A 23,250-nucleotide genomic window follows, 5' to 3' on the forward strand; every position below is an offset into this window, starting at 1 on the left:
ACGTTAACCCCATCGGTCAACTTCAGGACAAACTGTCCTTTGTCGACGGATTCCGGAATATGGATCAAATCTTTGATGTAGGTTGTCATTTGTCGTTGGTCATTTGTCGACGGCTTGGAAAATACTCGTCTCCGACTTGGGCCTGGAACGGTATCGAACGAACTTCTGCATCATCTCGATGGAAGGCATTGAATAGGTAACCAACCAGGGCTACGGGCCAACTTTCGCCTCCTTCAGGAAGAAACTCTGCACGTTTCAATGGATCATCCAAATCCGCGGCCCGATCTGGGTACAGCAGCTTCAAGTCTGCAAGAGTCTTGAGTGGACGTTGGTTTGCCAAGATAGTGATGCCGCCATTCCGATAGGCAGAAACGACGAATCCAACACAGCTAAACGACCACAAAGGATTATCAGCACGGGGTTGCAATCGCTCTGGGTGGATCAGATAGCGTGGTTCCGAGGGCAGCATTTCCTGCTGTTTCGCATTCGCTTCCATCTCCTTTCGGAAGCGATCAACAAATCTCTGTATCTTTCGACGCTCGCGCTCCGTAATCGGGAGATGTGAAACTACATCGCAACGGAACCTGCCGGATACGATTGGCGGACACATGTGCGTGACAGCCAAATCGGTTCGATCAGATACATCTGTCCTCGGTTCCGATTCATCACATAGCATTGAATGAACAAGAAAGCCTCGAAGTTCGAGGCCGAGGACGTCCAGCGGACAGACTTCGGCTGCCTTATTTCTTACCGTGCGGAAAGTCGCCATAACGCTCGATCAATTCTCGGCCAAAGCAACTTTTAGATTCTCGTAGACCGCTGGACTATTTTGCTCTACAAAAACCACCGCCTCTTCAAGATTGTCTTCAACCATCTCCTTGAACCAGCTAATCTTAAGTGAGTCAACCTTTTCTAAGAGCTCACTGGTTAATGACGCTGGTGATGTTGAAAGCGATTCCAAGACGGCGACACAAATGAGTGCAAGCATGGCAGTATTTGCGTAGCTCTTTTGAAGAATCAGCGATCTGCGTAGATACCCGAACGCGAGATCGCTTACTATTTCGAGTGCATTCGGAAAGTCTTGCGTCGGATTCAATTCCACGAATTGCAGACGATAACTCAGCGCCTTTACAAACTCCATTTCAACTTCGTGGTGAACCGGAGTTGTTTCGGTAGGCAGCAGCCAATCGCAGTAGGCCTCAAACTGATCTTGCCCCATGTTCATCGCGTATTTGCGAATCGCAGAGCAAACGTAAACCATTCGGTCTGCGTCCTCCGTAAGTCGATTTCGATCGATGAAGGCGTGCAACACTCGCAACAACCGATCTCGTTCCGCATTCTCAAACGATTTCGTTTCTGCAAAAAGGACTGCGGCAAATTGATCTTTCTCAGTTGCTGATAAATCTTCGAGCTTTTCAAGAATCTCAAGGGAATCATGAATCCATGAATCGACCTTTGCTGTTCTATCAAGCTCTTCCGATGGAGACGTTCTTGGGACAAAGACAGTTTTTGAGGAAGGTGTTGCTGTCTCGGGCAACAACAGATTCGAGCTTCGTGGCTCCACCCATCTAACCTGGCCCTGAGAACGTAATCTCTCACTTATCTCGTCGACTCGATCTTCAGGGCAATCGATGCCGAATCCTCTTCGCCATTTCCCGCTACGCTTTTCCAATAAGTTGTATTGCAAAACGCCAGGCATGACTTCTTCAATGCGGTGATTCTCAAGCTCAACGTGTTCGTCATCGTCACTCCAATGTGACAATTGCGTCAAAAGGTATTCGTTGAGTTGCTTGATCGTGTCTGACATCATGTCTCCTCCTGATTAGGGTTTGGAACGACCAGGTTTTTCTTTATCGATTTGAGAACGCTGACTTTCTCTAAAGCCGTGCCAATATCATCACGTAAGCGTGTGAGTTCATCTTCTGTCAACGCTAGCTCGAATGCACTATTGTCGCCACCTTGCGTTACATAGTGGATCCTTAAGTGCGTCAAGATAACAAACGCATCTACATGCTCTTTTGAATCATCGAAGACAGGCCGTAAATCGCAAACAAATTTCACGTCACGAAATTCGTTACCGACATCTCGCAGCAATCGCTCGGCTTTGCGAATAAGTTTCCCGTAGCTGTTCTCCGTGATTAGGACATTCAGATTCTCTCGCAGTCGAGTGAGGTTCTCAGGTGAAAAGAACTGCTCTCGTTCCTTTCGGTCACTGTCCACCCACTTGTCCAAAGAGTCCAGCACCTTGGGGAGGTTGCTAGATCGCAAGCTGTTGATCGTCCGACGAATGGACTTCGCTACGTCTTTGTTAGTGTCGGCACCGAGCGCTTTCAGAATCAGGTGTTCCAGAGCTGATTGATTTCCGAGGCCATCGAGATTGCCCAGCGACTGCACCACTTGAGCAAGTCCAGCAGTCTCCAATCGAGATATCGCAAAGAAGTCCCGCAACATTTCGGGTGGCATCGCGCTTCCGGAGATTACCTCGTTTAATGAAGGCTCTGGAAATTTTGGGGATTGATCGCTCATAGGAAAATCATTTTCTTTGACTTGTTCGCTGTCGCTCATTGTTTTCTGTGTATTATCGCAGGTTTTAGGTGCTTCGGGGAGAGTAGGGAAAGGTCATTTTTGGCGGCTCATTCTACGTCTCCTTGGATTTTTTCTTCTTTGCTGCCCGCTTCTTCTTCGGCTTCTGAGGTGGTTCCCAGGCTTGGATGTCTTCGGGGGTGAGGCTTAGGTTGCGGGCTTCGGTGGCGATGAATTCTTCAAAGTAGTCGCCTAGGGCGTAGCCGTATTCGTTGTCGGTGTCGTTGTGCCATTGCTTGACCCAGGGAATTTGTTGGTCCATGGCGGCGAGCAGTGGGACCAGGCGTGGGTCGTCCCAATCACCATCATCCCGATGCTGCCGCCCATCACAGCGAAGACTGGAGCCGGCTAATGAAGCTGATCCGTGTCGCGATGCCACAAGTCGAGCAAACGATTCTGTCCTCGGAAAAGCCCGTGTTGATGATCTATCCCGGGCTGTTAGCTCGCTATGAGCAAATGGACGTACTCAGTCGCATTCGTGAACGAGTCGGCCGCAAGGGACAGATGTTTACAACAGAATTAGCGGTCGTCTCCCAGCATTGACCGAACCATTTCGTCCAGAACCATTTCGCTTCGACCAACAATACTTGTCAGCACCATGAGCCTTTCAGATACGCGAAATGGTAGCGGGCTCGGAACAAACTCTCCGGCCGTCAATTCGTAGAACTTGTTGTTCTCGACACTGGCGAAGAAGTCTTTTTCCGAAGGAGATTCCCCCGCCCACAGCCTTGTATCCTCTCCTTTGTGAGGTACGTCAGCAACGCTTGGCCGTGCTTCGTTGACGCAACGTATCTGTCCAGAGGCGAAGAACTTCCAAAGAGAAACGAGATCATAAAAATAGACGCCCCAATGAAGTCCCGGCAGGGAAAATGGCATTCCGTTTAAAACAACAGGCACAACGCGTTCCCACTGAACGTCGCGATGAAGTTCTTCGCGCACGAGTTGTGGGTTTTGTTCAAGGATTGCAACCTGTCTGACCAATTGCGCCGCGGCTTCCTTCTGATTGATCCAGAACGTGTGTTTGCTTTGCACGGTTTCACTGGGCAACGCATAATTCTTGCACTCAACGATAAACAGGATATTTTCCCAAACGAAAAGACAGTCGATTTGCAAATCGTGGCCGTCAATACGCCGCTTTAGCTCAACCGCCTGGATTCCATTTTTCTCGAAGACTTCACGAACTTTCACTTCGAGACACGCACCTTTTTCGTCAAACTGGTGACCGAATCGACCGCATTGAGAAAGCACCAAGCGGACGGCATCGTGCGCGCAAGCAGAGAAAATGGATAGGCAGACATTGTCTTTCCCGATTTTCACGAGCGGGCAATCGTACAGGTCAACGCTTTCCTTCCCGAAAGTGCAATGCTCTATAAACTGACTCGCTGATCCACTATCCAATCCGCATTTCGCAAGCAAGTCTTCGATTTTTACGAGGGGTACAACGCACGGTGCCTCCATCCAATCGAAAGACTTGGTGTAGTCCAATGCTATCGCACGAAGTGCAGAGTAACCGCGAAGCCAAGCATGCCGGTATTCAGTTCATCGAATTGCCGCAGCAGTGGGACGAGATCGAGACTGCACCCGGAACTTACGCGAGTGAGTTTGCTACGATCGCAAATCAAGTCTATCCGGCGCTCGACACCGCGATCGTGCTGTCGCTCAATCCGATCGACACGAACGCGCTGCGAGTTCCAAAGCACTTGCGAGAATCAACGTGGGAATCGGACGAGCGAATCAAAGCGTTCTGCGATTGGGTCGATTGGACGCTGGCACAGCTTCCGGATGCCAGCATCCAAGCCATCGCGGTTGGTAATGAAGTCGACGGCTGGTTCGCTCAGCATCCTGATGAGCTTGCTGGCTACAAAGCATTCTTCGATGCCGTCGCCCGCCACATTCACACCAAGCATCCGAACATCCCTGTCGGAGTAAAAGTTACCTTCGGAGGACGAACCGGCAAACTCGCGTCGGAATTTGACAAGCTTGAGTCTTCCGCAGACGCTTGCATGTTGACGTACTACCCATTGGACGAAACTTTCCAAGTACGACCGCCATCGAGCATCGAAGCCGACTTCGTCAAGATGATTGAGGTTGCGTCGGGAAAGCCCATTCATCTGCTCGAAGCCGGCTATCCGAGCGGCGCCGCTTGCGGTAGTTCGCTGGATCAGCAAGCAGAGTTTATCGACGTGATATTCGTTGCCTGGGACAAACACGTCGAAGCGTTTCCCGTAATCAATTTCGTCTGGATATGCGACATGTCTAAGGCCAAGGTGAGCGCGATGACGAGATACTATGGCGTCGAATTACCGGCATTCGCCGAGTACCTCGGCACGCTTGGTCTGCAAACGCACGACGGCAAGCCCAAGCCAGCATGGAATCGCGTGCGGGAGAACGTCGCAAAACGAGCTCGGTGAGCCGCTACTCGATGTTGATCGAGTCAACCAATATCTCGAACGGCCCTGGCTTCTTGTCACCGAGCAAGATGCCGACGGAATGAACTTGGCTGGGCGTCAGCTTCATGTTGGGCATGGGTCGGCCGTAGGAATGAGCGACGAACTTATCGACGGGGAGTTTGACTTCGGTCCACTGACCTGCTTTCGTGTCGAAATCCAGTTGGTACGAGAACGCGGTGCGGCGATCGGGTGTGTAGAGATTGAATGTGTAGCGTCGTCCGTCACCTTTGACTCGCAAGACGATTGTCTCGCCGGGATCGAGGCCGAGTGAGCCGTTGGGTCGGGACCGCACCGAAGCAAACCCGCCGTTGTTCTCAAGCGACAGATTGCCGGTGAACCGCATCACACTGGTTTCACCTTTCGATTCGCCGCCAGCGTCCACGCTCACGATCGAGGCTTGGCTACTCGATCGACCGCCCATGACACCGTCGTTGACGATCTGCCATTTATCCGTGTCACTGGACTGACTGAAATCGAACAGGCTAGTCATGGTTTGGGCATGAACGGAGGTGGATAGCGCTGCGACGATCGCGCCAAAGCAACAGAGGCGGAGGAATGGGGGCATGGTTTTGGCTCGGTTTGCGGGGACGAAGGTTTGTCGAACTGTAGTCGGATAACAAGCGCCGCCTCCCGTTATCCGCGAATCGCCAGCTCAATCACTGCTGCGATTGCTGTTTCCGTTTCCACTCGTCAGTCAGCATTCCGGCATATCCCCAATTTTCGTCGTCCACTTCCTGGATGACGATATGAATGTGTTCAGGTTTCTTGCCGAGTTCTTCGACCAAAGCGTCGGTCATGCGGCGAACCAATCGCGATTTCTGGTCGCGAGTCGCACCTTTGGTGATTTGAACGTTGATGTATGGCATGGGAGAAATTGGCCCGGCTAGAGTTTGATAGCGGCTTTACAGAAACGCTTGACGACCTTCGCATCGACATCGTTCAAACGCCTGCCATGGCGTCACGCCGGTTTGCATTCCCAGTTCGGCTAAACACAAAGCAATCACTTCTTCCGCACGACGCTCACGAGTCTCCACCCTCTTCGCCGACGAGACGCGATGGCATTGAGCACGGCGTTTGCCAGCGGTCCACTTCTCCCAGGCCGACATCGCAGCATCGTTCGCTTCGAGAGCAAACTGCAGTTCCTTCGGCACGACAACCGCTTCGGAATCAGCGATGTCAAAGCTGACACGTGCCGTATCGCCGGGCGAGATACCACACAGCTTTTGCAGTTTCTTCGACACCATGAAGCAACACTTGCCCTTGTCGGGCATCAAGCCGCATTCGATGCGAATGCCGTTGATTTCGCCGTCGATCCGCAGACGCTTCGATTTGCCGAAGTCCAACTGCGAAACAATGTGCTTCGGCAAGTAGACCAACGTCTCAGTGATCTTGACGTCGAAGTTGTAGGGATAGTCACTCATGGTGCATAAAAACCGCAGGCAATAAACTGTTTAACGGTGATTCTAGTCAACGCACACAGTTTGAATAATCCCCACAGTGAACCAGCAAGCGATCAACTCAGTCACATGTAGTTTGAAGCACACGCCGAATGCTTCATCGCCAATTACGTCAAAACCGAAATCCGAATCGAGACTTGAATGAACTCTTCCGACGGCATCCCCATCTGGCAAGTCGACGCGTTTGCCGATCGGCCCTTCACCGGCAACCCGGCTGCCGTTTGCATTTTGGAACGCTATCCGAGCGATGAGTGGATGCAAAACGTCGCCATGGAAATGAACTTATCGGAAACCGCGTTCGTGGTGCCGACCGATGACGCAGGCAGTTTCCACCTTCGCTGGTTCACGCCCGCTACCGAAGTCGACTTGTGCGGTCACGCGACCCTCGCCGCGGCACACACGCTAATCGAACAAGCATGTGTCGAAGCTGGTCAGCAGATTCGTTTTCAAACGCGAAGCGGCGAACTGGTCTGCACACCGTCCGATTCGCGGATCACACTCAACTTTCCAGCGACTCCGCCCAGCGACAATGTCGATCCGACAGTTGCCGAGCAACTGCGCAACGCGTTGGGAATACGCAAAGCGACCGTTTTGCAAAGCAAGTACGACCTGCTGGTGATTGTCGAAGATGCGAGCATCGTCGAATCGCTTCGGCCGAATTTCAACGCGATTGCAGACATCGAAACACGCGGGGTGATGGTGTCGACCGCTGGCGGAGCGAGTGGCATCGACTTCGTTTCGCGTTTCTTCTCGCCTCAATGCGGGATCAATGAAGACCCCGTCACCGGTTCGGCCCACTGCTGCTTGGCACCGTACTGGGCGGCTCGACTTGGGAAGACGTCGTTGGTTGGCTACCAAGCCTCATCTCGCGGCGGCACGGTGAACTGCGAGGTCGCCGGCGATCGCGTGCACCTAACGGGCACGGCAGTGACGGTTCTCGAAGGTCGACTGCTGAGCGAACCGGCTGAAGGATGAGGGCTGAATGAATGATTCGCCGGGTCAATACAATGCAGAATCGAATTCATCCTTCAGCCCACGTCCTTCATTCTTTCGATGACCGATTCCCAAGACAACGAACTTACGCGAGCCGAGATCGACCGGATCATCATGATGGCTTGGGAGGACCGTACGAGCTTCGACGCGATCCGTACCCAGTTCGGCCTTTCACCCGGAGACGTCATCAAGCTGATGCGATCTGAGATGACCGCGAACTCTTTCAAAATGTGGCGAAAGCGAACGCAAGGTCGCACAACCAAGCACGAAGCCAGATTCGCCGAAACCGACGCACGCGACGAGCCACGTCGTTTCCGCGCCAGATCGCAGCGTGGCTAGCACGATGGCGAAGATCAAACGCGTCCGCACCAAGCCGTGCACCCGCTGCGAAGAAACCTGCGACGTTCTCTACCGCGTTCGCATCGACGAAGACGGCCGGTGGATATTCGTCTGCCCTGCGTGCCTCGAAAAAGTCAAACCGGGCAACTCGCACTACCAATACGGCGGCACGTGGAAGAGCAAGAAGCGTCACTGACGCGGTGTCAGGATGCCTCTCCGCACTCAAGCAGAAACTGATTCAAAAAAGTTCGCATGAATGCTTCTCGATCTTCAGCCATCCGTCGTCCCGCGTCGGTGTTCATCAACGACTTCAGTTTGAACAGCTTTTCGTGGAAATGCCCAACGCCCGTTTTCGCGTCACCGGCGTCGGGCAAATGGAACGGCTGGTCAAACGCAGCACCGTACTCGATCGTCCGCACGATCCCGATCGCTCCCAGTGCGTCCAGGCGATCCGCGTCTTGCACGATCTTGCCTTCGAGTGATAGCGGTTTGGCCGATTCCCCTTTGCGAAATGAAATGTTGTCGACGATGTGAGCGACATGCTCGATCAAATCTTCGTCCGCACCCAGGCCGTTCAGAATCTCACGAGCAAACTCGGCGCTCCGCTCCACGCCGTCGTGGAACTTTGCATCGCCGACGTCGTGCAGCAAAGCCGCCAATTCAATGATCTGCAAATCGCCGCCGACTTCTGATTGAATCGCACGCGCAGACACCAGCACCCGAACCACATGATCCATGCCATGCCCCGCAGCCTGCCCCTCCATGCGTTCGCGCACGATGGCTTCGACTTTCTCAACAAGCTCCTGGATCACTGGTTCATCCATTTCGTTCGGTCTTCCCTGGACAATTTTTCAATTGAGTAACGAAGCATCGTTCGCGGCATCGTCTTGGCATGCTTCTTCAAGAACTTTTCCAATCGAGACTGATCGCGTTTGCCCATTTCGCGAAGCATCCATCCGATTGCCTTGTTCATCAAGTCGTGTCCGTCGTCCATCAGGCGCTCGGAAAGCTCGATGATTTCCTCGAACTCGTCATTCTTGATGAGCGAGAGAGTAGCCAATACAGCGACGCGCCGCTCCCACAACACCTCGCTCGCCGCTAGCCGATCGAGAACGCTTCGTTCATCGTAGTTTTCAACCAACCAAGCCCCGAGAATCTTTGGGGAGGTAGTGTCAACGATGTCCCAATTGTTCACCGCATCGAGGTTCGCCAAGTAGAAGTCCACAATCTCGCGGCATTCAAATTCACGATGAGGATTTTTCGGCTTCGCCGCCTGCTCATACTGATCTACCAGAATCAGCATTCCCGTCAGCCGACACTCATGCCACGGCGAAGCAAACAGTTTTACAAGCTCATCCCGCGACAAATCACGAAACTGCCGAGCCACCTTCCGCTGGTCCGGCACCACGCAACCGAGAAACCGATCGCCCTCGCCGTACCCACCCGGCACCGCCTGAAAGAACCCAGGCAGAAACGCAGCCTTATCCTCGCGAGCCACCTCACGAAGCGCCGAAAGAACCTGCTTCGCCGTCATCTTAGCGACGCCGAGTACCTGCACGCTTCAGACCTTTGGCAACGAAGTCGAACGCGTCGGCCGGTTTGTAGTCTTCGAGAACGTCGAAAAAGCAAGCCAGCACTCGCTTGGTCTCAGCGACATTGATTTTCACGCCGTCTGTATCTGCTTTCCGAGCGACTTCATTGTAGATGTCGTTGAGCGTTGACGCCTTCTTCTTGGCAGGCGTTTTCTTCACGGCTGCTTTGGTTGCTTTCTTCTTGGCCACTTCGTGTCTCCATGTTGAAATGAAACATTTTGTTACGAAGTGCTAGTTGTACATTCCCTCCGACAAATCGAATACCGGCGGTGCCAAACGACACAAGCCAGCATGATGCTGGCTTGTGTGTAAGAAGGTTTGTCGTGACTACGAATTTCAATCGTCGAGGATGCCGGGATAGCTGGGCCAGTCATCTCCCCAATCGCCGGGATGAACGACGGGATAGTCGGGCATACCCGGATAGGCTTCGCCGGGGTGACCTGGTGGTAAATTGTCGGGAGCCGAGTAGCCGGGCGGGACGTGATAGGGATGGTCCGGCGGTAGTCGCGGCCAGACGTGAATCGGTGGCGGTGACTCGATCACGACCGGTTCTTCAGGTGGCGGCGGCCAAGGGTAGTCGTCCGGCCACCATGGCGGGCGTGGGCCGGGATCGGGCGTGCCTGGCGGATAGTCGTCGGGCCACACTGGCGGAGGCGGTAACGGCGGCGGTGTGAGAATGATCGGGCCGTCGTCGTCTTCCTCTGGATCGTATGGCGACTCGCTGCCGGGCGGATCAAACGGTGGGACGAATGGATAGGGCGGCATTTCGGGATAGTCGGAAGGATACGTCATTGCAGGGCACTCCGTTGCAGAGGATTGGGATGGGAGAACGCGGTGCGTTTGCTGGGGCACAAGCCGCACTGCGGGATAGATTCGGTCTCAATAAAGGTTCGCAGTTCTTCATCCGTCGCGCTTTCTGAACACGCTTGGTAGTCGCGGAAGAGTTGCCACTGTGGCAAATCTTGCAGTCGCAGTTTGAATTCGAGCTTGGCGAAATAGGCCAATGCGGGGCATTTCCAAAGTTTGCCTTCATAGAGCTGCGTGCAAATTTTCTGCATGCAGACTTTGAACGCGGCGTTGGGCCTGGAGTTGAACGGCATCGGTTTGCCATTGGCCACCTTGTATTGCCGCATCCAGCCGCGGTGCGACTGTCGAATTTTGATGCGGACGCCGGGGAACTGCTCTCGCCAACGCCAAACGAGGTGTTTAATTTCGCGAAAGCGTTTGACATAATCGTCGTGCGTGCCGTGCTGACTGACTTCGAGACGGCAGTTCGTTTCAACGAGTACTTTCGGCAGCTCGGGAAACCGATGCAGGAAGAATCCGTTGGTGACGAGCATCAAGTCGCTGTCCCAATGCTGCCTAGCCATCTTGATGTGTTGCAAAATCGTGGGATTCAACAGCGGCTCGCCGCCGAGCAACGCGAACCGAGCCGGCCTTAGACGATGCGACCATTTCTGGTAGTCGGCATCGGCTTGCTCGATCGTGGGCATAGCACCGGGCAAATGATGGTCGCTGTAGTGGCTGCATTGCTGGCACGACAGATTGCAACCGTGGGCCAAGTGATACTCAAGTGCAGGTAGGCACGCACAACGCGTTCGCCACCGTCTTTGCCAATGGCGTGAGCAATCGTACGTTTGCGGTTGAAGCCGCCGTCCTCGCTCTGCGTTCGCATCTTACGCGTCGCGAACAGCACGGCGTCGCACCATTCCTTCACGAGGGCAGCGGCGTGCTTGTGAAGTCGCGGCGAGTAGCGGTCGTAAGGTGAGGATTCAGGATCCTCGAACCGTTCGACCTTGGAATGGGCAATCAGAACGATCACCATGCCGCGAGAACGCAGCACGTTGAGCAGGTCGAGCACTTCACGCCACAGGGAGAGGGCGTGCATGTAACCACGAGCGTACCCGCCATCGACCTTCTCGATCGACTCGACGGCGTACTGCTGACAGAGTTTGTCCCAGACGAGACGTTCCAGCCAATCGAGCGAGTCGATCACGACAGATTCGTAATCGTGCTTCTCATTGACGAGTGTTTTCAGGGCTGCGACGACGTCATCGAACTTCGTCGCCAGCGGAAAGCGATCGCATTCGATTTCGTCGAGACCGTCTTCGGTTTGAATGAAGATCGGCTTGGGGGCTTCGCTGCCGAATGTCGACTTTCCGATGCCTTCGACACCGTAGAGCAAGACACGAGGCGGCTTCGATTGCCGGCCCGATTGGATGGTTTCGAGTAGGTTGGTCACTGGATTGGTAACTCCTTGGTGGATGGTTGAAACGGTTGGTTGTTAAAGGGTCTGGATTTGCTCGACATCGAAGTTTCCGTGGCGATCGCTGGTCACCAGAAAATGCTTGAAGTCGCTCTGCACGACGAAACGCTGATCGGTGCCGAGTTGATTGCGGAGCGATTTGCAGGCTCCGGTGAATTCGCGTGAGGCATCGTTGAAGCGTTCGGCGGATCGCAAGTAACGGCCGACGGCGAGCGAGAGTGCGACGCGGCGTTCGATATCGAGTTGTTTCATGAGTTCTCGTTTGGTGGTGTTGATTGGTGTTTGAAAGACACGTCCCCTCCTGGGTTACTTAGGCGAACGAGGCGGGGGTATGACCAGAAAATGCAGAGCGACTTTCAGAACGCCGTTATTTCCAGCGTTTGTCGCGCGGCGGTGTGATGCCAGCGTCGATGAACCGCTGCTGGATGTCCTGCAACATCGAGTGGAAGGCGCGTCGCGTCATGCCGGACTGCTTTTGCGTTGCAATGCGTCCGTGTTCCATCACTTGCTGACAGAGCTCCCGCTGATGTTCGGGCAACTCAGCGAAGACAACGCGAAACGCTTCGACTTCCTCGAAGACCGCTTCTTCACTGCGAGTCTCTCTGCCGATGGCGCGGTCGCGATCTTCCAGCGAAAGTGCCGAAGCCAATTCAACCGGCGGGCCACCGTCGGGATCGTCGACCATCGTTGTGAGTGAAACGACAGGTCCGCCGGGCGGAGTGCGAAACGCGGTTTTGCGAGAATCAAGGATCCTGGCGAGTGCCCGCGAGACGATCATGTCGATGTACGTTTTGAACGTCGCACGCTCGGGCGTAAAATCTTCGAGATACCGCTCGACCATCGTCCACAACGATTGTTCGATGTCGCGGAGTTCTTGCCGAGCGTACGCACCGGCCTTGTAGCCACGCCATGCTTGACAGCGGATATTGGCCTGGATGTACTTCCAGTCGATGTCGCTGACTTTTGAGACTTCCTGAGTTTTCAAACGAATATCCTCCGGCTGGAGGTTCGTTCGACGACTCCGGCCAGCGAATACCGTGCTGCAAACGGACGATCGTTCACAGAGAAACACGGGCCAGCGGGATCAGCTCGAAGGCGAATCTCTCAGCTGGAGTCACGGCGACTCATGACGTGAGTCTTTGGCACATGGCGTGAGTCGTTCGGAATTTTGTTGTTTTTTGAAAAGGCGCAGTGGCAGAGCCGAAACGGGCTCTCGAAGAAGTATGGAAATTTCCAAACTGGCATCGCGAGTTCCGATCTTCCCGCTTTTCAGCGCGGTGAGCTTGCTCGTCGGCTGGTTTCTTCCAGGGTTCTATGCCTGGACCGACTCCGACCAAAGCCGCCCGTCGCCGCTGCTGTGGAAGGTTCCGCTGTGGTCGGCGATTGCTTCCGCAGTCTTTTGCGTTGCTCTGCCTTGGTTGCCCATCGGGACCAAAACGCCAATAGACGCCCCACCAAAGACAATGCGATTCTCCGTTCGCTCATTGCTGATGATCACCGCCGGTGTTGCAGTGGCGATTCCGCTGTTTGCAAAGTTCCCACTCGTGTTGAGTGGGATAGCGTGCGTCGGAGCGTACGCATACTTAATTTGGTTCTGCGTAAGAAACCCACCGCATTGCATGGCCGCATCGGCACTGATCGCGTGTTTGATCCTGCCATACGCCTGGGTCGTCGGGTACGACGAACTCGACCGCCTACTGCCAACACTGGCAGTTATGATCGCCGGAATGCCAGCCTTTCTTCCGGCGGCGTTCCTAAGTCAACTGTTCGGCCAACACTTCCAAGAATCACAATGGCTGGCGTTTCTACTGACCGCAGTCGAGCTTCTGATCGGCATCTGGATGATTCGCCTGGGTCCGAAACGAACGATCGCGTACCTACTGCTTGTCATGCTGAACTCTGCCGTAGGCTCGCTGGGTTTCTATATGATGTGCATCGCCTAAAATGCAAATGAAGAAATCGTCCCTATCAATCATTATCTTGCTCGGAGACGAAGCCCTTCAGGAATTCGTGATCTGAGATAAGTTGCGTACGGATCATGAATACTTGACCAGTGCCGGAGTCGCTGTTGGTATCGTCCTCATCAGACTCACTCGAATACGGTTTGGGCGAGAACACTAGCAACGCTTCCGACTTTTTCAGCATGCTTTCCACGGCGATTGAATCCGACTTAACCGTTGGCACTTGGATAGTCACTCGTTGGTTCGGATCATTACTACGCGAATTCGGTAGGCTCGCGAGCTTGACTCCTTCAACACTCGCTTGAGTTAAAACCATCTGCAACTTCACTTCCTCATCCGGCGAAACGGTCGTTTTCAACAAAAATTTCCAACCGTCCTCAAAGACAGAAATCTTTGGCTGCATCGCCGTCGCTTTGTCACCAGCAATCTCCCACACATCGGTGACGAATGGTCGTTGGGACACATCGCTGATGACGGCACATTGGCCGTTGAACATCGTGACCTTGGGAGCTTGCATGAGGTTCGACCGACTGTCGAGTTGCAGTTGACGAATGAATCGTTCGCTTTGCAGCCGGCTGATCTTGGCGGCGCGTATCGGCATCGAAGCTGATTGTTCAATCTGGTAGTCTTCGTTTGTACTTGGCTGCAAACCCAACGCATCGAGTGAGAGCGTCGCTTCCGCCCAGCCTTCTGGATCGTCTAAGACCGGTGAATGATCAAGCCGGGCGAAGCGTGCTGTCGCTTCCGAAGTTGTCCAGTCGAATTGATCAAGCAGCTCTATGTTTGTGTCGATTACCCGGAGCTCAGTGATAATCTGCCAAAGCCCCGACTGCTCGAATGCCGAAAGCATTTGCCTCATCAGCGTTTCTTGCTGTTTCGTTACTTCGACTGTCATCACGCCGTCAGTGATTCTTGCTTCGGCACGCTGATCTGCAGTCACCGGGTACATCGCGAAGTAATGCAGCACAAATCGCTCGGCATCAATCCCCGGCTCAAGCTCCTTCGCTTTACGTATCGCATTTTCGACATTGATGGAAACGACTCGGGTGTCTTGGGGAGTAGGGGACTGATTTGAGCCGTCAGTACGTTTCCATTCGACTCCAGACAACGCAACCTCGAAATTCGGAACGGGTCGTGGCTTTATAGCGGGCGTTTCGATCGGTTTGGCGTCGGTCAATCCACAGATGGCAACCATGCCGATCGCAGGAATTGCCACCAATCCTCGAAGCCAACTTCTTCTATGAACTGGCGTTCCCAACGATTCGATTCGCCGCCCGAGACCTTTCGGTGCCGCCATCGCGAGAAGACCAATTGTCGGCTGTCCGGATGTCAAATAACCGCGCGGCGATGGCCCGCCAGTTGCAAATTGAAGCAGAAGTTCGCCGTACTCGCGAATCTGTGTCTCATTCAAATGCAGCGTCGCGAGTTCATCAGCGGATCGTTCCATACTCTGTTGCAGCTTGGAGACGGCGATCCAAGACAACGGGTTGAACCATTGAATCGCCTTTGCCACGGTTGCCAGTGAAAGCCACAGTCCATCGCGACCCTTGACGTGAGCGACTTCGTGACGAAACACCCATTCGATTTGTTCGGTTGTCAGCTCCTCTCGCCATTTTCGAGGAAGGCACACGGTAGGCCGAAACAATCCAAACATCGCAGGGGCATGCAGCGTCGGAACCTCTTTCAGTTTCGGACGTCGTCCGACACCAAGCTCATCGCAAACCCGCAACATGCAATCGACAGTCGACCGATCCGTGACGAGCGGGTGCGACCGCAGTGCCCAAGCGAAGCGAGCATGTGACACGAAGTGGCGAAGAAGCAGCACGATGCCGATGACTGGCAAACCTAAGATGATTGTGTAGCCCATCAGATTGAATACTGTCGCCAGCACTCCATAGTAGGACTCACCTTCATCCACCTGATTGAACTCCTGCCCGGCTACGGCCGACTCACGCAGGGCGACTTCTTCCGCGGTGATCTGCGCAACGACAGCATCGGCTGCTGCCTGTTCCTCTGCCGTGGCACCGGGTGGAAGAAGAGCAACCGTGACCGATTTCCCGTCGTCGTCTTCGTAGGTGAAAGTATCGAATCCACTCGATTCCGATTGGACTTCTTGCTCACCTGATACCAGCGTTTGCATTGGTTTGTCAGCAATGGCACTGATCGCCACCCGTGATTCCACCGAGACGGGAAGCAATAACCTTGCGACCACAATCAGCCAGAGCCAGCACGAGTAGCGTGCGGGCACTTGTTTGCGGAGAACCATCGCCAAAACAGCGACGATCGCAAAAACAGGTAACGCACGCCAACTGGCAAGAAACGCGAAGTAAATCACTTCAGAACACGGTTCAGCAATTCGTTCGATCATTCCTTTGATCCCTTGTTTTTGAAGTTCTTTGTTTTGGAGTCCAACATTTCACGCAGTTGAGTCAATTCGTCTTCGCTCAACTTGGACGTTTTCACGAGGTGCAGAAGAGCCGGCGTGGCATCGCCACCGAAGACAACGTCTAAGAACGAGCGACTTGCTTTACGAACACAGGCGCTGCGACGCACCGCGACGGTGTAGCGGTATTTCTTGCCGATTTGTTCGGTCGTCAATGCACCCTTCTTCACCAGTCGGTGAAGCATGGTTTTGACCGTCGCGTCGGACCAACCGTTGTCAGATCCGAGCGCCGCGATGACGTCGCTTGCTTCTGTTGGACCTGAATCCCAAATGAGATTCATGACGATCCATTCCGCGTCTGATAGCTGCATGAGTTTTCCTTTTTCGATGACAGATGTAAACAGTTTACGACCGTAATCGGAAATAGCACAAGATCAGTTACCGAGATCTTACTATTGGATGCTTAGCCTTCCCAAGCGGGGACATCATCGGGAGAGTAACACATCGCGTTTCCTTTGAACGCGCGTGTCAAGTGCTCAGCCAGATCAACATGGTGCTCGGCGATGCGTTTGATGTCACGGTTAACGGCTTGCCTTACATTCTTGCGTGACTTGGATTCGTCGGTGAAGACTCGGGCTTTGCCGTTCCTACCAGTGTCCTTTTGAAGTTGCGAGAGAATCTCGTATTGCTCAGTTTGCAGCGTTTCTAGCGTACCTGCATCGTTGTTGCGTTCTGCTTCCGCGATGCGGGCACTGATATCGGCCAACGTCCGCTTGTACTCACGGCGAGCGTCTTCGTCGAATGCCTCGCCCATACCGCTGGTGGAAGACCGAGCCGCGATCCCAGTGCGAGCGTTCTCGAGTTCGACGGGATTCAGTGCTTTCCCTGGGCGAGACAAAAACTCTGCGAGATACCACATGCCAATCGCATCGGAGAGCACGAACCGATTCTTCTCGAAACAGATCTCCCAGTGGTCGCCGGTCATGCGGAACGAGTTTAGAGGAGAATCTTCGCCCAGTCCGAGTCGGTAGCGAAGCTCGTCCAACGCCGCGGTACTCACAATGATCGCCCCCTCTTGGATGAAGAACAGATCATCGGCGGCGATGACCGTGACCTCGAACGTTCGCTCGATTGAGTCAAGGTCGATGCAAGTCCCAGCGAGCGACGGGACCAGCAGTACCGTCCTCGCACCAACACTCATTGCCGTTTCGATAAGCGACGTCTGATCTGTACGAGCGCAAAAATGAACGGTCGTCGACGCGAAGCGAGGCGGTAGCCGGCCCAGTTTCTGAACAGATCCATTCGGAATAGCTGACAAACTCTCGGCGCGCCCACCAAGCAACGGCATCAACGTTTTGCCGAGTTTTGGAACGCTGAACGTACAAATCGTCAACGCATTCCGATCAACGTCGAACACCTCGCCTTGAAGACGATTGATGCCGACGAAGGTTCCGTCATCGTGCTCGATGACGTCGCATGCGGTGACAACATCACTGGCCAGCGTCCATGCAGCCAGGTCTGGCGTCGCGGAAAGGAACTGGTGGCACAGTTCCCAATGTTCACCCAGCTCGACCTGCCACGCTCGCCGTGGTGCTCGCAGGCTTGGAATCCGAGAGAGCGTTTGCCAAAGTCGTAGGTGTTGCAGGGTCACGAGGTAGTCCGGTAGTCTTGATTCCGTGGTGAGTCATCCAGGCTTCGATCAGTTCGACGCCGACTTGTCGCGAGTACGAAATAGTGTTGCCCGAGTGAATCGTCGCCGTGACTTCGGGGTAGTCCCGCAAAGTGAATCGAAATTTCGCTTTCGTGATCCGGGTACCGAGAGTGAGTTGCTGCTGGTGTTCACGCAGTTGGACGAAGATGCGTCGCCCACGAAAGGTCTTGGTTAGGTTCTGACTCCCCATGAACACTTCAGTGACTTCATCGAGCTGAACGGATTCGATTCCGTCGATGAAAGCTGGCGATTCAATGTCTTCACCGAGTTCATGAATCGGCGATAGGTCAAACAACTCCGACGTTGGAAAAAAGTCCTCGTCACCGAACAGTTGTTCGCCGATCAAACGGCAGTATTCACGGTGCTCACTGATCAACGAAGCGTGAACGTGCAACTCGCCAAGCTGCTTTTGAACGAGGATGGTGTCGTAGCCGGCCGGTCGTTGGACTTGATAGCGACTCTTTTCGCCCTCGATGTATTCGCCGCGTTTCAGGTTTTCGCCACGACGGACAACGAATGCCAGAACGTCGCCCACGTCATGCATCCACAACGCTGTCCCACCACCACGGTGCCGATCGCGGTTAAATGTCGACAAGCGTTTCTCCATCGCATTGATGACGACCGTGGTCGGCAACTGAAACGGCATCGGTTTCTCGTGCCGATTCATGTAGTGCCGAAAGGAACGCTGGCCGGTCGCGATACGCTCGTAGTTCGATCGTCGCAGCAATTCGGGATGAATCATCCAGGTTCGCATCGCCAGGTCCGCCGGCGTTAGTTCGTCGTTCGTTGGCAGCGGAATGCCGGCTTTGGAATAGGCCAAGATCAAGGACTCCATTCCTCGATCGTTGGCGACTTCGTCGATGTGAAATTGAGCTTCGATCAGTTCGCTGGGAGCGGACCGCGTCGGTGTCCTCAGCAGACGTGCGAGCTTTTTGAATTGGTCTTCGTCGAAACTGGTGTCGGCTGAGATCGTGAAGTTCCGCGCGACGAAGTAGTCGGAGAACGGCAGCAGAAAGTCGCGAAGTAGATCGAGGTCGACAGATCCGAAGTCATTGTTGAGGAAACTCGGTGATCGGAAAGCAGGCATTTGGGACTCATGAAAAATCAGCTTTGGCGATGAACATCCTTGGGGAATGGCGAGGCGGCTAGCGCTTGCTAGCAAACTCCGTGCTCCTGTTTATCAGACACATGTCCCGTGACACGTTTGGTCCATCGTCGCCAGAAAATTCTTCGCAGCCCTTACGACCGGTCCGGTTTTGACGGTGGGCCAGACCGCAATTCAGCCCACAAAACACCTTGCTTTTTCCAGTCCATTTCCATCGTCAGCGGGCGCAGAAGTTTTTCCGAGATCTGCGGCTTGCCCTTCTTCATCCGAGGCAGGAACAGCAGCTCTTCCTGAATGTCGGGAGCCAGCAACGTCAGACTGAGGATCTGCGAAACGCGAGGCTGCGACACATGACCGATCTCCGCAATGTGCTGCAGTCCCGTCGCCCGACCGGACCGGAGCAGCTCGTCAAACCGAATCGCCAATGCCATCAGCCGCGTGATTCGCGGCAGCGTGCCCGGAACAGCTTCCTTCTCGTCGACGATTTTGTGGCGACGCGATGTCGTCACCGCGATCGTCTTGCGAACCGTGATCATGCGACCGACTCCTCGCACTCTTCGACAAGCGCGGTGATCGCCGTCGGGTGGTACGAGATCGCCATCGAACCAGCGTCAGGATCGTAGACGACTCTCGCAACGAGCAGCTCGACGAGATGCACACGTTCTTTCGCCGTCAGCGAAGCCCAAACCACTTTGAAGTCCGACATCGCAATGTCGATGTCGAGCCGCGAGAGTTGGCGGGCCGCGACTTGTTTCAATTTTTCCGTCGCGACAACAACATCGGCTTCCGCCTTCGCAATCCGGGCTTTCAAGTCCTCGACTCGGATATCGTTCAGGTTCTCGAACACTTCGTGCTTCAGTATTCGTTGAACCTCCGGGTGTGGTCTCTTCAGGGCGCAGTTTGACGGTTGATTGAGGTGCGTCGGTTTCGCGGCATTGCGTAACCTCGGATTGGTGTTTCAGAACAAGGGCGTCCCGCGTCACACTGATGTTGCAAAACAAAAAAACGTGGGAGTCAACCTATGGCGCGGTCTTGAAGGCTAATGAGGCGTCGATACGACCTTACGCACCCAAAGCTACCACGAACCATCAATTGGCCGCGTAAACTCGCGCCCTGGCGAGACGACACCCGAACCTCCTCGGTGTCCCGGTTGACTTGAGCTTTTAACTGAGCCAATAGCGTTTCAACTTCGGCTTGCTCTTTATCAAGCAATGCCTTCGATCCTTGGAACACCGCGTCACGCAAGCCTTGGTCATCAACAACCACTCGGAGTTCATCGACGACCGCGGCTTCGATCATTGCGGCTGAGACCGACCCCATCTCACAAGCATCGGCCCCACTCTTCACCGTCGTTTGGCAAGCGTAATACCGATACACGCTCGACTTCTTCCTGGTCGTTCGGTGAACCATTCGGCAGTCGCAGTACGGACAAACAAGGATGCCCTTCAACAGTGCCGAGTACTTGTTGACCAGCCGCTGTGCCCTCCCTTTCTGGTGGGCTTTCAGCATCTTGCCGACCGCGTCGAACGTTTCTTGGTCGATGATTGCGTCGTGCTCACCCTCGTAAACATGTTCCTTGTAGGCGATCTTACCCACATAGAGCGGACTCGTAAGCAGTGAGTGAACTGCTGGCTTGTCGAACACTCTGCCGCCGCGCGTCCGCCCAGTACGGGTCCGCCAGATCTTGTTCGGCCAGCCGAATTCTTGAAGGCGTTTCACCACCGGCAACAGCGAACGGTACTCCAGGTACATCTCGAAGATTTTGCGAACCTGCTTCGCTTCGTTTGCGTTTACGACGAGCTTGGGACTCGTCCCACTGCGGTCAACGTCGAATCCGAGCACCGGCATCCCGCCCGACCATTTGCCCTTGGCTCGCATCGCGGCGATCTTGTCGCGAATCCGATCGCCAATGATTTCACGCTCGAATTGGGCAAACGACAGCAGAATATTCAACGTCAGCCGGCCCATCGAATGCGTCGTGTTGAACTGCTGCGTCACCGAAACAAACGAAACTCCGAATTTGTCGAACGTCTCCATCACTCGGGAAAAGTCCATCAGCGATCGACTCAGTCGGTCAACCTTGTAGACCACCACGCAGTCGACTTTGCCGGCCTCGATGTCCTCCATCAGCCGTTTCATTGCTGGCCGTTCGAGGTTGCCGCCCGAGAAACCTCCGTCGTCATACATCTCCGGCAAGCAACGCCAGCCCTCGGCTTTCTGACTGGCGATGAACGCTTCGCCCGCTTCACGCTGTGCGTCCAGCGAGTTGAATTCCTGTTGCAAACCTTCTTCAGTCGACTTGCGAGTGTAAATCGCACATCGGATCGTTTTCACTTGCTGCGTTTCTGGTTTCTTGCTCATGCGTGTTCTCCCAACTTGAAAAATCGGAAGCCGCTCAAGTGGTTTCCTGTGATGGATTTGGCGACCGCCGACAGAGAGTCGAAACGTTCGTCCTCGTATTCAAAACCGTCGGTCAGAATCAGCACGCGCCGAATCTTGCCCTTGTATCGCCGCTCGACAAAGCTGCCCGGTGGCGGAATCCGAGGATCCCAATTCGGTGGCATCTTGGTTCGCACCACGTCGCCACCGACTTTCGGCTTCGGCGGAGTCACTCGGATCACCGATTCGTCGGCGATCGGTCCGGCTCGAAGCAATGCTCGTTCGCTGAGTCCGCCTTCTTCGTTCGCCTGGATCCGCCAAGCGATGCGGCGGACGATGAAGTTGCGATTTCGGGAACGACATTTCTCTTGATGAACGACCTCGAACTTCGCCACCAGTTGGTCAATCGTCAGATCGGACAACTCGGCGATTTCAAATGCTGCACTAGGACTCATCAGCTACCTCCGGTTGGCTCGGGGGTTGAGATTTGTCTTGCGTGCTTTTGGCTGCCGCCTTGTCCAGGGTTCGTCGGATCGCCCGCGCCAAAATGGTCGCGATCTCTTCGCGTTGTTGTTCGCTCAATTGGAGCACCGTTACTGTTCGAGAGTTCATCGCGGACCGTCTTGCCCGTTGCAAAACAGTCACCGCGAGACACAGTGATCACTGACGGCGGAGAGATCTCAAGTCCCGTTTCCTCAATCTCGCGAGAACTTTCCAAAGTCTCTGGAATCTCGCCGCGTTTGACCCGAATCGTCACCAACTCCAGCAATTTCGCCACTTTCCGCACCTGAACAACAGGCTGGATATAGTCCAACGCCATATAACCCTTCCTCCTAAAACCAATCCCTAGCGAACCGAACGAAACGGTCCCGCCCTCAGGGTTATGTAGGAGAGAACTCGGTAGGGTTAACCAGAAACTGCGAAGCAACCCGCCATCGGCGGGCTCTTTTGAAGGATGATAAAGAGCACAATGAAAACAGCAGTTCAAATCGCATCGGGGACAATGTTGGCGACAACCATTGGATTGTTGGCCATGCTATTGGTCGGGCTGATGTCATGGCCACTGGCTAGAGGCGTGAGCGGAATCGCGATCGGCTTGATCACATCGACCATGTTTGCATTGCTGTTGCGTAAGAAGCTTGGCCAGCCAATTTCGATCGTCGCCAGCGGAATCGGAGCGATCGTCGCGTGCTTCTTCGCGATTTCGACCGCAGAGATCCTTCCGCCAGGAAGCTTGCAGTCGTTTTTCCAAGGCGGCCTCTACGGCGCTGCCTTCGGTGTCCCCGTTGCCGCGATACTGTCGCCGCTGGCATTGATGGAACATCGCCGCGTCAATGACGATTCAGTTTCAAACTGAAGTGTGAACGTTCACTGGAGAAGGCGTCTGCATACCAACGGTCGCTTCTTCGCTCGTTCGAGTGTCTGACTGTGCGATGGCGAAGCTGGCGGCTTGCGGATCCGGTGGCTGAACCCAGTTAAGCACTACGAACGTTTCCAATGGCGATTGATCTCGGCGAAGATGGAGTCGGCACTTTGATCGACGCAGTTAAGTTCGACGACAAGAAGCTTCGACCAGTGGTAGCGTCCGCCTGGTCGCGAGTGGCGATTCCATTCTCGGAGCAGCTTGGACGTCGCTCGCTTATGGATCAAAAGACGATTTCCTGACTGGCGTACGTGCGAAACATCACACCACTTGAATGAGCGACGAAGCCATGCGTGATAGCCTTGAACGCCTTCATCAGTGATCACGATTGCGGTGGGGTCGACGGCCAGCCTGACTGCGCTGAGTAATGCCTCAGCCAGAGACATTCCGAACAACGCGAGCAAAATGTAGCTCATTACACTTCGTTCCCATGGTCCTGGAATGGTACCTCCCTTTCCGAGTGGAAAGTTGAACCACACGGCAAAGATCTGTATTATCAGTGCGGAGGATACGGAAGTCGCGCCAAACCAACGCCCAATCGTTCGATCGCCACTCGCTTTGGAATCATCGTCCTGTGGCGAACGGGATTCCGAAGTTGGCAGCGAGAC

General features: G+C 54.3%; 32 protein-coding genes and 1 pseudogene. 7 read left to right on the forward strand and 26 right to left on the reverse strand.

Annotated elements, in window-relative coordinates; translation table 11 throughout:
* Nucleotides 1-85: 85 nt before the first annotated feature.
* The 4 genes from Poly51_RS17980 to Poly51_RS31840 all read right to left on the reverse strand — a co-directional run bounded on the left by Poly51_RS17980 (nt 86) and on the right by Poly51_RS31840 (nt 2,962).
* Complete coding sequence (locus Poly51_RS17980; RefSeq protein WP_146459126.1) at nt 86-496, reverse strand: hypothetical protein; 411 nt, start codon at nt 494-496, stop codon at nt 86-88.
* 282 nt (nt 497-778) lie between these two features.
* Entirely contained in the window at nt 779-1,807 is a 1,029-nt protein-coding gene (locus tag Poly51_RS17985; protein WP_146459127.1) for a hypothetical protein, read from the reverse strand.
* A complete protein-coding gene (locus Poly51_RS17990) occupies nt 1,807-2,565 on the reverse strand; it encodes a hypothetical protein (RefSeq protein WP_146459128.1) in 759 nt (252 codons plus the stop codon). The genes Poly51_RS17985 and Poly51_RS17990 overlap by 1 nt, the downstream gene beginning before the upstream one ends.
* Before the next feature lie 73 nt (nt 2,566-2,638).
* The gene (locus tag Poly51_RS31840; protein WP_390621792.1) at nt 2,639-2,962 is read right to left on the reverse strand and encodes a DUF7008 domain-containing protein; all 324 of its coding nucleotides are present in this window, start codon (nt 2,960-2,962) and stop codon (nt 2,639-2,641) included.
* Between Poly51_RS31840 and Poly51_RS18000 the strand changes: the two genes are divergently transcribed.
* The gene (locus tag Poly51_RS18000; RefSeq protein ID WP_222435886.1) at nt 2,935-3,126 is read left to right on the forward strand and encodes a hypothetical protein; all 192 of its coding nucleotides are present in this window, start codon (nt 2,935-2,937) and stop codon (nt 3,124-3,126) included. The two genes, Poly51_RS31840 and Poly51_RS18000, sit on opposite strands and share 28 nt — an antisense overlap.
* On the opposite strand, the gene Poly51_RS18005 is transcribed toward Poly51_RS18000, so the two are convergent.
* Nucleotides 3,103-3,900 carry an NERD domain-containing protein gene (locus tag Poly51_RS18005; protein WP_186775635.1) on the reverse strand — a complete coding sequence of 266 codons (798 nt, stop codon included), beginning with the start codon at nt 3,898-3,900 and terminating at the stop codon, nt 3,103-3,105. The two genes, Poly51_RS18000 and Poly51_RS18005, sit on opposite strands and share 24 nt — an antisense overlap.
* 167 nt (nt 3,901-4,067) lie before the next feature.
* Here Poly51_RS18005 and Poly51_RS18010 point away from each other — a divergent pair, with 167 nt between their 5' ends.
* Nucleotides 4,068-4,994, forward strand: coding sequence for a hypothetical protein (locus Poly51_RS18010; RefSeq protein WP_146459132.1), 927 nt, complete (start codon nt 4,068-4,070; stop codon nt 4,992-4,994).
* A 4-nt stretch (nt 4,995-4,998) separates the two neighbouring features.
* Here Poly51_RS18010 and Poly51_RS18015 read toward each other — a convergent pair whose 3' ends face one another.
* The 3 genes and pseudogenes from Poly51_RS18015 to Poly51_RS18025 form a co-directional block, all read right to left on the reverse strand.
* Nucleotides 4,999-5,523, reverse strand: coding sequence for a CIA30 family protein (locus Poly51_RS18015; RefSeq protein ID WP_246114581.1), 525 nt, complete (start codon nt 5,521-5,523; stop codon nt 4,999-5,001).
* Nucleotides 5,524-5,689: 166 nt separating this feature from the next.
* Entirely contained in the window at nt 5,690-5,899 is a 210-nt protein-coding gene (locus tag Poly51_RS18020; protein ID WP_146459134.1) for a tautomerase family protein, read from the reverse strand.
* A gap of 135 nt (nt 5,900-6,034) precedes the next feature.
* Nucleotides 6,035-6,454: pseudogene (locus Poly51_RS18025) on the reverse strand (YdeI/OmpD-associated family protein); the annotation flags it as partial.
* 177 nt (nt 6,455-6,631) lie between these two features.
* Here Poly51_RS18025 and Poly51_RS18030 point away from each other — a divergent pair.
* The 3 genes from Poly51_RS18030 to Poly51_RS18040 all read left to right on the forward strand — a co-directional run bounded on the left by Poly51_RS18030 (nt 6,632) and on the right by Poly51_RS18040 (nt 8,018).
* Entirely contained in the window at nt 6,632-7,465 is an 834-nt protein-coding gene (locus tag Poly51_RS18030; protein ID WP_146459135.1) for a PhzF family phenazine biosynthesis protein, read from the forward strand.
* Nucleotides 7,466-7,543: 78 nt separating this feature from the next.
* Nucleotides 7,544-7,822, forward strand: coding sequence for a TIGR03643 family protein (locus tag Poly51_RS18035; protein ID WP_146459136.1), 279 nt, complete (start codon nt 7,544-7,546; stop codon nt 7,820-7,822).
* A gap of 4 nt (nt 7,823-7,826) precedes the next feature.
* Complete coding sequence (locus Poly51_RS18040; RefSeq protein WP_146459137.1) at nt 7,827-8,018, forward strand: hypothetical protein; 192 nt, start codon at nt 7,827-7,829, stop codon at nt 8,016-8,018.
* 7 nt (nt 8,019-8,025) lie between these two features.
* On the opposite strand, the gene Poly51_RS18045 is transcribed toward Poly51_RS18040, so the two are convergent.
* From Poly51_RS18045 to Poly51_RS18080, 8 genes are all read right to left on the reverse strand, one after another.
* The gene (locus Poly51_RS18045; protein WP_146459138.1) at nt 8,026-8,646 is read right to left on the reverse strand and encodes an HD domain-containing protein; all 621 of its coding nucleotides are present in this window, start codon (nt 8,644-8,646) and stop codon (nt 8,026-8,028) included.
* On the reverse strand, nt 8,631-9,380 hold the full coding sequence (locus tag Poly51_RS18050; protein ID WP_222435887.1) for a DNA alkylation repair protein: 750 nt from the start codon (nt 9,378-9,380) through the stop codon (nt 8,631-8,633). Before Poly51_RS18050 ends, Poly51_RS18045 begins: the two co-directional genes overlap by 16 nt.
* Entirely contained in the window at nt 9,358-9,603 is a 246-nt protein-coding gene (locus Poly51_RS18055; RefSeq protein ID WP_011123305.1) for a hypothetical protein, read from the reverse strand. Before Poly51_RS18055 ends, Poly51_RS18050 begins: the two co-directional genes overlap by 23 nt.
* Nucleotides 9,604-9,750: 147 nt before the next feature.
* Nucleotides 9,751-10,206, reverse strand: a complete 456-nt coding sequence (locus Poly51_RS18060) for a hypothetical protein (protein WP_146459139.1) — start codon at nt 10,204-10,206, stop codon at nt 9,751-9,753.
* On the reverse strand, nt 10,203-10,958 hold the full coding sequence (locus Poly51_RS18065; protein WP_246114593.1) for a radical SAM protein: 756 nt from the start codon (nt 10,956-10,958) through the stop codon (nt 10,203-10,205). Before Poly51_RS18065 ends, Poly51_RS18060 begins: the two co-directional genes overlap by 4 nt.
* Nucleotides 10,853-11,656: an ATP-binding protein gene (locus Poly51_RS31355; RefSeq protein WP_146459141.1), complete on the reverse strand. Its 804-nt coding sequence runs from the start codon at nt 11,654-11,656 to the stop codon at nt 10,853-10,855. Before Poly51_RS31355 ends, Poly51_RS18065 begins: the two co-directional genes overlap by 106 nt.
* A gap of 42 nt (nt 11,657-11,698) precedes the next feature.
* Nucleotides 11,699-11,932 carry a hypothetical protein gene (locus Poly51_RS18075; RefSeq protein ID WP_146459142.1) on the reverse strand — a complete coding sequence of 78 codons (234 nt, stop codon included), beginning with the start codon at nt 11,930-11,932 and terminating at the stop codon, nt 11,699-11,701.
* 115 nt (nt 11,933-12,047) lie between these two features.
* On the reverse strand, nt 12,048-12,665 hold the full coding sequence (locus Poly51_RS18080) for a hypothetical protein (protein WP_146459143.1): 618 nt from the start codon (nt 12,663-12,665) through the stop codon (nt 12,048-12,050).
* Between the two features lie 238 nt (nt 12,666-12,903).
* Here Poly51_RS18080 and Poly51_RS18085 point away from each other — a divergent pair, with 238 nt between their 5' ends.
* Complete coding sequence (locus Poly51_RS18085; protein ID WP_146459144.1) at nt 12,904-13,623, forward strand: hypothetical protein; 720 nt, start codon at nt 12,904-12,906, stop codon at nt 13,621-13,623.
* A gap of 25 nt (nt 13,624-13,648) precedes the next feature.
* Here the strand turns inward: Poly51_RS18085 and Poly51_RS18090 are convergent, their stop codons facing one another.
* The 9 genes from Poly51_RS18090 to Poly51_RS30535 all read right to left on the reverse strand — a co-directional run bounded on the left by Poly51_RS18090 (nt 13,649) and on the right by Poly51_RS30535 (nt 21,831).
* Nucleotides 13,649-16,009 carry a M56 family metallopeptidase gene (locus tag Poly51_RS18090; RefSeq protein WP_146459145.1) on the reverse strand — a complete coding sequence of 787 codons (2,361 nt, stop codon included), beginning with the start codon at nt 16,007-16,009 and terminating at the stop codon, nt 13,649-13,651.
* On the reverse strand, nt 16,006-16,395 hold the full coding sequence (locus Poly51_RS18095) for a BlaI/MecI/CopY family transcriptional regulator (RefSeq protein WP_146459146.1): 390 nt from the start codon (nt 16,393-16,395) through the stop codon (nt 16,006-16,008). The genes Poly51_RS18090 and Poly51_RS18095 overlap by 4 nt, the downstream gene beginning before the upstream one ends.
* 92 nt (nt 16,396-16,487) lie before the next feature.
* Nucleotides 16,488-17,675, reverse strand: coding sequence for a hypothetical protein (locus Poly51_RS18100; RefSeq protein ID WP_146459147.1), 1,188 nt, complete (start codon nt 17,673-17,675; stop codon nt 16,488-16,490).
* A complete protein-coding gene (locus Poly51_RS18105) occupies nt 17,584-18,822 on the reverse strand; it encodes a hypothetical protein (protein ID WP_146459148.1) in 1,239 nt (412 codons plus the stop codon). The genes Poly51_RS18100 and Poly51_RS18105 overlap by 92 nt, the downstream gene beginning before the upstream one ends.
* 152 nt (nt 18,823-18,974) lie before the next feature.
* Complete coding sequence (locus Poly51_RS18110; RefSeq protein ID WP_146459149.1) at nt 18,975-19,376, reverse strand: hypothetical protein; 402 nt, start codon at nt 19,374-19,376, stop codon at nt 18,975-18,977.
* The gene (locus tag Poly51_RS18115; RefSeq protein WP_146459150.1) at nt 19,373-19,687 is read right to left on the reverse strand and encodes a hypothetical protein; all 315 of its coding nucleotides are present in this window, start codon (nt 19,685-19,687) and stop codon (nt 19,373-19,375) included. The genes Poly51_RS18110 and Poly51_RS18115 overlap by 4 nt, the downstream gene beginning before the upstream one ends.
* Nucleotides 19,688-19,854: 167 nt before the next feature.
* On the reverse strand, nt 19,855-21,201 hold the full coding sequence (locus Poly51_RS18120) for a recombinase family protein (protein ID WP_146459151.1): 1,347 nt from the start codon (nt 21,199-21,201) through the stop codon (nt 19,855-19,857).
* A complete protein-coding gene (locus Poly51_RS18125; RefSeq protein ID WP_146459152.1) occupies nt 21,198-21,674 on the reverse strand; it encodes a DUF2924 domain-containing protein in 477 nt (158 codons plus the stop codon). Before Poly51_RS18125 ends, Poly51_RS18120 begins: the two co-directional genes overlap by 4 nt.
* Complete coding sequence (locus Poly51_RS30535) at nt 21,664-21,831, reverse strand: hypothetical protein (protein ID WP_186775636.1); 168 nt, start codon at nt 21,829-21,831, stop codon at nt 21,664-21,666. The genes Poly51_RS18125 and Poly51_RS30535 overlap by 11 nt, the downstream gene beginning before the upstream one ends.
* Nucleotides 21,832-22,189: 358 nt before the next feature.
* Here Poly51_RS30535 and Poly51_RS18135 point away from each other — a divergent pair, with 358 nt between their 5' ends.
* The gene (locus Poly51_RS18135) at nt 22,190-22,576 is read left to right on the forward strand and encodes a hypothetical protein (RefSeq protein ID WP_246114584.1); all 387 of its coding nucleotides are present in this window, start codon (nt 22,190-22,192) and stop codon (nt 22,574-22,576) included.
* Between the two features lie 125 nt (nt 22,577-22,701).
* Here Poly51_RS18135 and Poly51_RS18140 read toward each other — a convergent pair whose 3' ends face one another.
* Entirely contained in the window at nt 22,702-23,058 is a 357-nt protein-coding gene (locus Poly51_RS18140) for a hypothetical protein (protein WP_146459154.1), read from the reverse strand.
* Nucleotides 23,059-23,250 lie beyond the last annotated feature (192 nt).

Origin of the sequence: Rubripirellula tenax (assembly GCF_007860125.1) — a bacterium.
Taxonomy (GTDB): domain Bacteria; phylum Planctomycetota; class Planctomycetia; order Pirellulales; family Pirellulaceae; genus Rubripirellula; species Rubripirellula tenax.

Excerpts from the sequence above, each read along its gene's own strand:
- Poly51_RS17980 (WP_146459126.1), bottom strand. The coding sequence starts at position 496 with ATGGAAGCGAATGCGAAACAGCAGGAAATGCTGCCCTCGGAACCACGC.
- Poly51_RS17985 (WP_146459127.1), bottom strand. The coding sequence starts at position 1,807 with ATGTCAGACACGATCAAGCAACTCAACGAATACCTTTTGACGCAATTG.
- Poly51_RS17990 (WP_146459128.1), bottom strand. The coding sequence starts at position 2,565 with ATGAGCGACAGCGAACAAGTCAAAGAAAATGATTTTCCTATGAGCGAT.
- Poly51_RS18000 (WP_222435886.1), top strand. The coding sequence starts at position 2,935 with ATGAAGCTGATCCGTGTCGCGATGCCACAAGTCGAGCAAACGATTCTG.
- Poly51_RS18010 (WP_146459132.1), top strand. The coding sequence starts at position 4,068 with ATGCTATCGCACGAAGTGCAGAGTAACCGCGAAGCCAAGCATGCCGGT.
- Poly51_RS18015 (WP_246114581.1), bottom strand. The coding sequence starts at position 5,523 with ATGACTAGCCTGTTCGATTTCAGTCAGTCCAGTGACACGGATAAATGG.
- Poly51_RS18020 (WP_146459134.1), bottom strand. The coding sequence starts at position 5,899 with ATGCCATACATCAACGTTCAAATCACCAAAGGTGCGACTCGCGACCAG.
- Poly51_RS18030 (WP_146459135.1), top strand. The coding sequence starts at position 6,632 with ATGAACTCTTCCGACGGCATCCCCATCTGGCAAGTCGACGCGTTTGCC.
- Poly51_RS18035 (WP_146459136.1), top strand. The coding sequence starts at position 7,544 with ATGACCGATTCCCAAGACAACGAACTTACGCGAGCCGAGATCGACCGG.
- Poly51_RS18040 (WP_146459137.1), top strand. The coding sequence starts at position 7,827 with ATGGCGAAGATCAAACGCGTCCGCACCAAGCCGTGCACCCGCTGCGAA.
- Poly51_RS18045 (WP_146459138.1), bottom strand. The coding sequence starts at position 8,646 with ATGGATGAACCAGTGATCCAGGAGCTTGTTGAGAAAGTCGAAGCCATC.
- Poly51_RS18060 (WP_146459139.1), bottom strand. The coding sequence starts at position 10,206 with ATGACGTATCCTTCCGACTATCCCGAAATGCCGCCCTATCCATTCGTC.
- Poly51_RS18075 (WP_146459142.1), bottom strand. The coding sequence starts at position 11,932 with ATGAAACAACTCGATATCGAACGCCGCGTCGCACTCTCGCTCGCCGTC.
- Poly51_RS18085 (WP_146459144.1), top strand. The coding sequence starts at position 12,904 with ATGGAAATTTCCAAACTGGCATCGCGAGTTCCGATCTTCCCGCTTTTC.
- Poly51_RS18090 (WP_146459145.1), bottom strand. The coding sequence starts at position 16,009 with ATGATCGAACGAATTGCTGAACCGTGTTCTGAAGTGATTTACTTCGCG.
- Poly51_RS18095 (WP_146459146.1), bottom strand. The coding sequence starts at position 16,395 with ATGCAGCTATCAGACGCGGAATGGATCGTCATGAATCTCATTTGGGAT.
- Poly51_RS18105 (WP_146459148.1), bottom strand. The coding sequence starts at position 18,822 with ATGCCTGCTTTCCGATCACCGAGTTTCCTCAACAATGACTTCGGATCT.
- Poly51_RS18110 (WP_146459149.1), bottom strand. The coding sequence starts at position 19,376 with ATGATCACGGTTCGCAAGACGATCGCGGTGACGACATCGCGTCGCCAC.
- Poly51_RS18120 (WP_146459151.1), bottom strand. The coding sequence starts at position 21,201 with ATGAGCAAGAAACCAGAAACGCAGCAAGTGAAAACGATCCGATGTGCG.
- Poly51_RS18125 (WP_146459152.1), bottom strand. The coding sequence starts at position 21,674 with ATGAGTCCTAGTGCAGCATTTGAAATCGCCGAGTTGTCCGATCTGACG.
- Poly51_RS30535 (WP_186775636.1), bottom strand. The coding sequence starts at position 21,831 with ATGAACTCTCGAACAGTAACGGTGCTCCAATTGAGCGAACAACAACGC.
- Poly51_RS18135 (WP_246114584.1), top strand. The coding sequence starts at position 22,190 with ATGAAAACAGCAGTTCAAATCGCATCGGGGACAATGTTGGCGACAACC.
- Poly51_RS18140 (WP_146459154.1), bottom strand. The coding sequence starts at position 23,058 with ATGAGCTACATTTTGCTCGCGTTGTTCGGAATGTCTCTGGCTGAGGCA.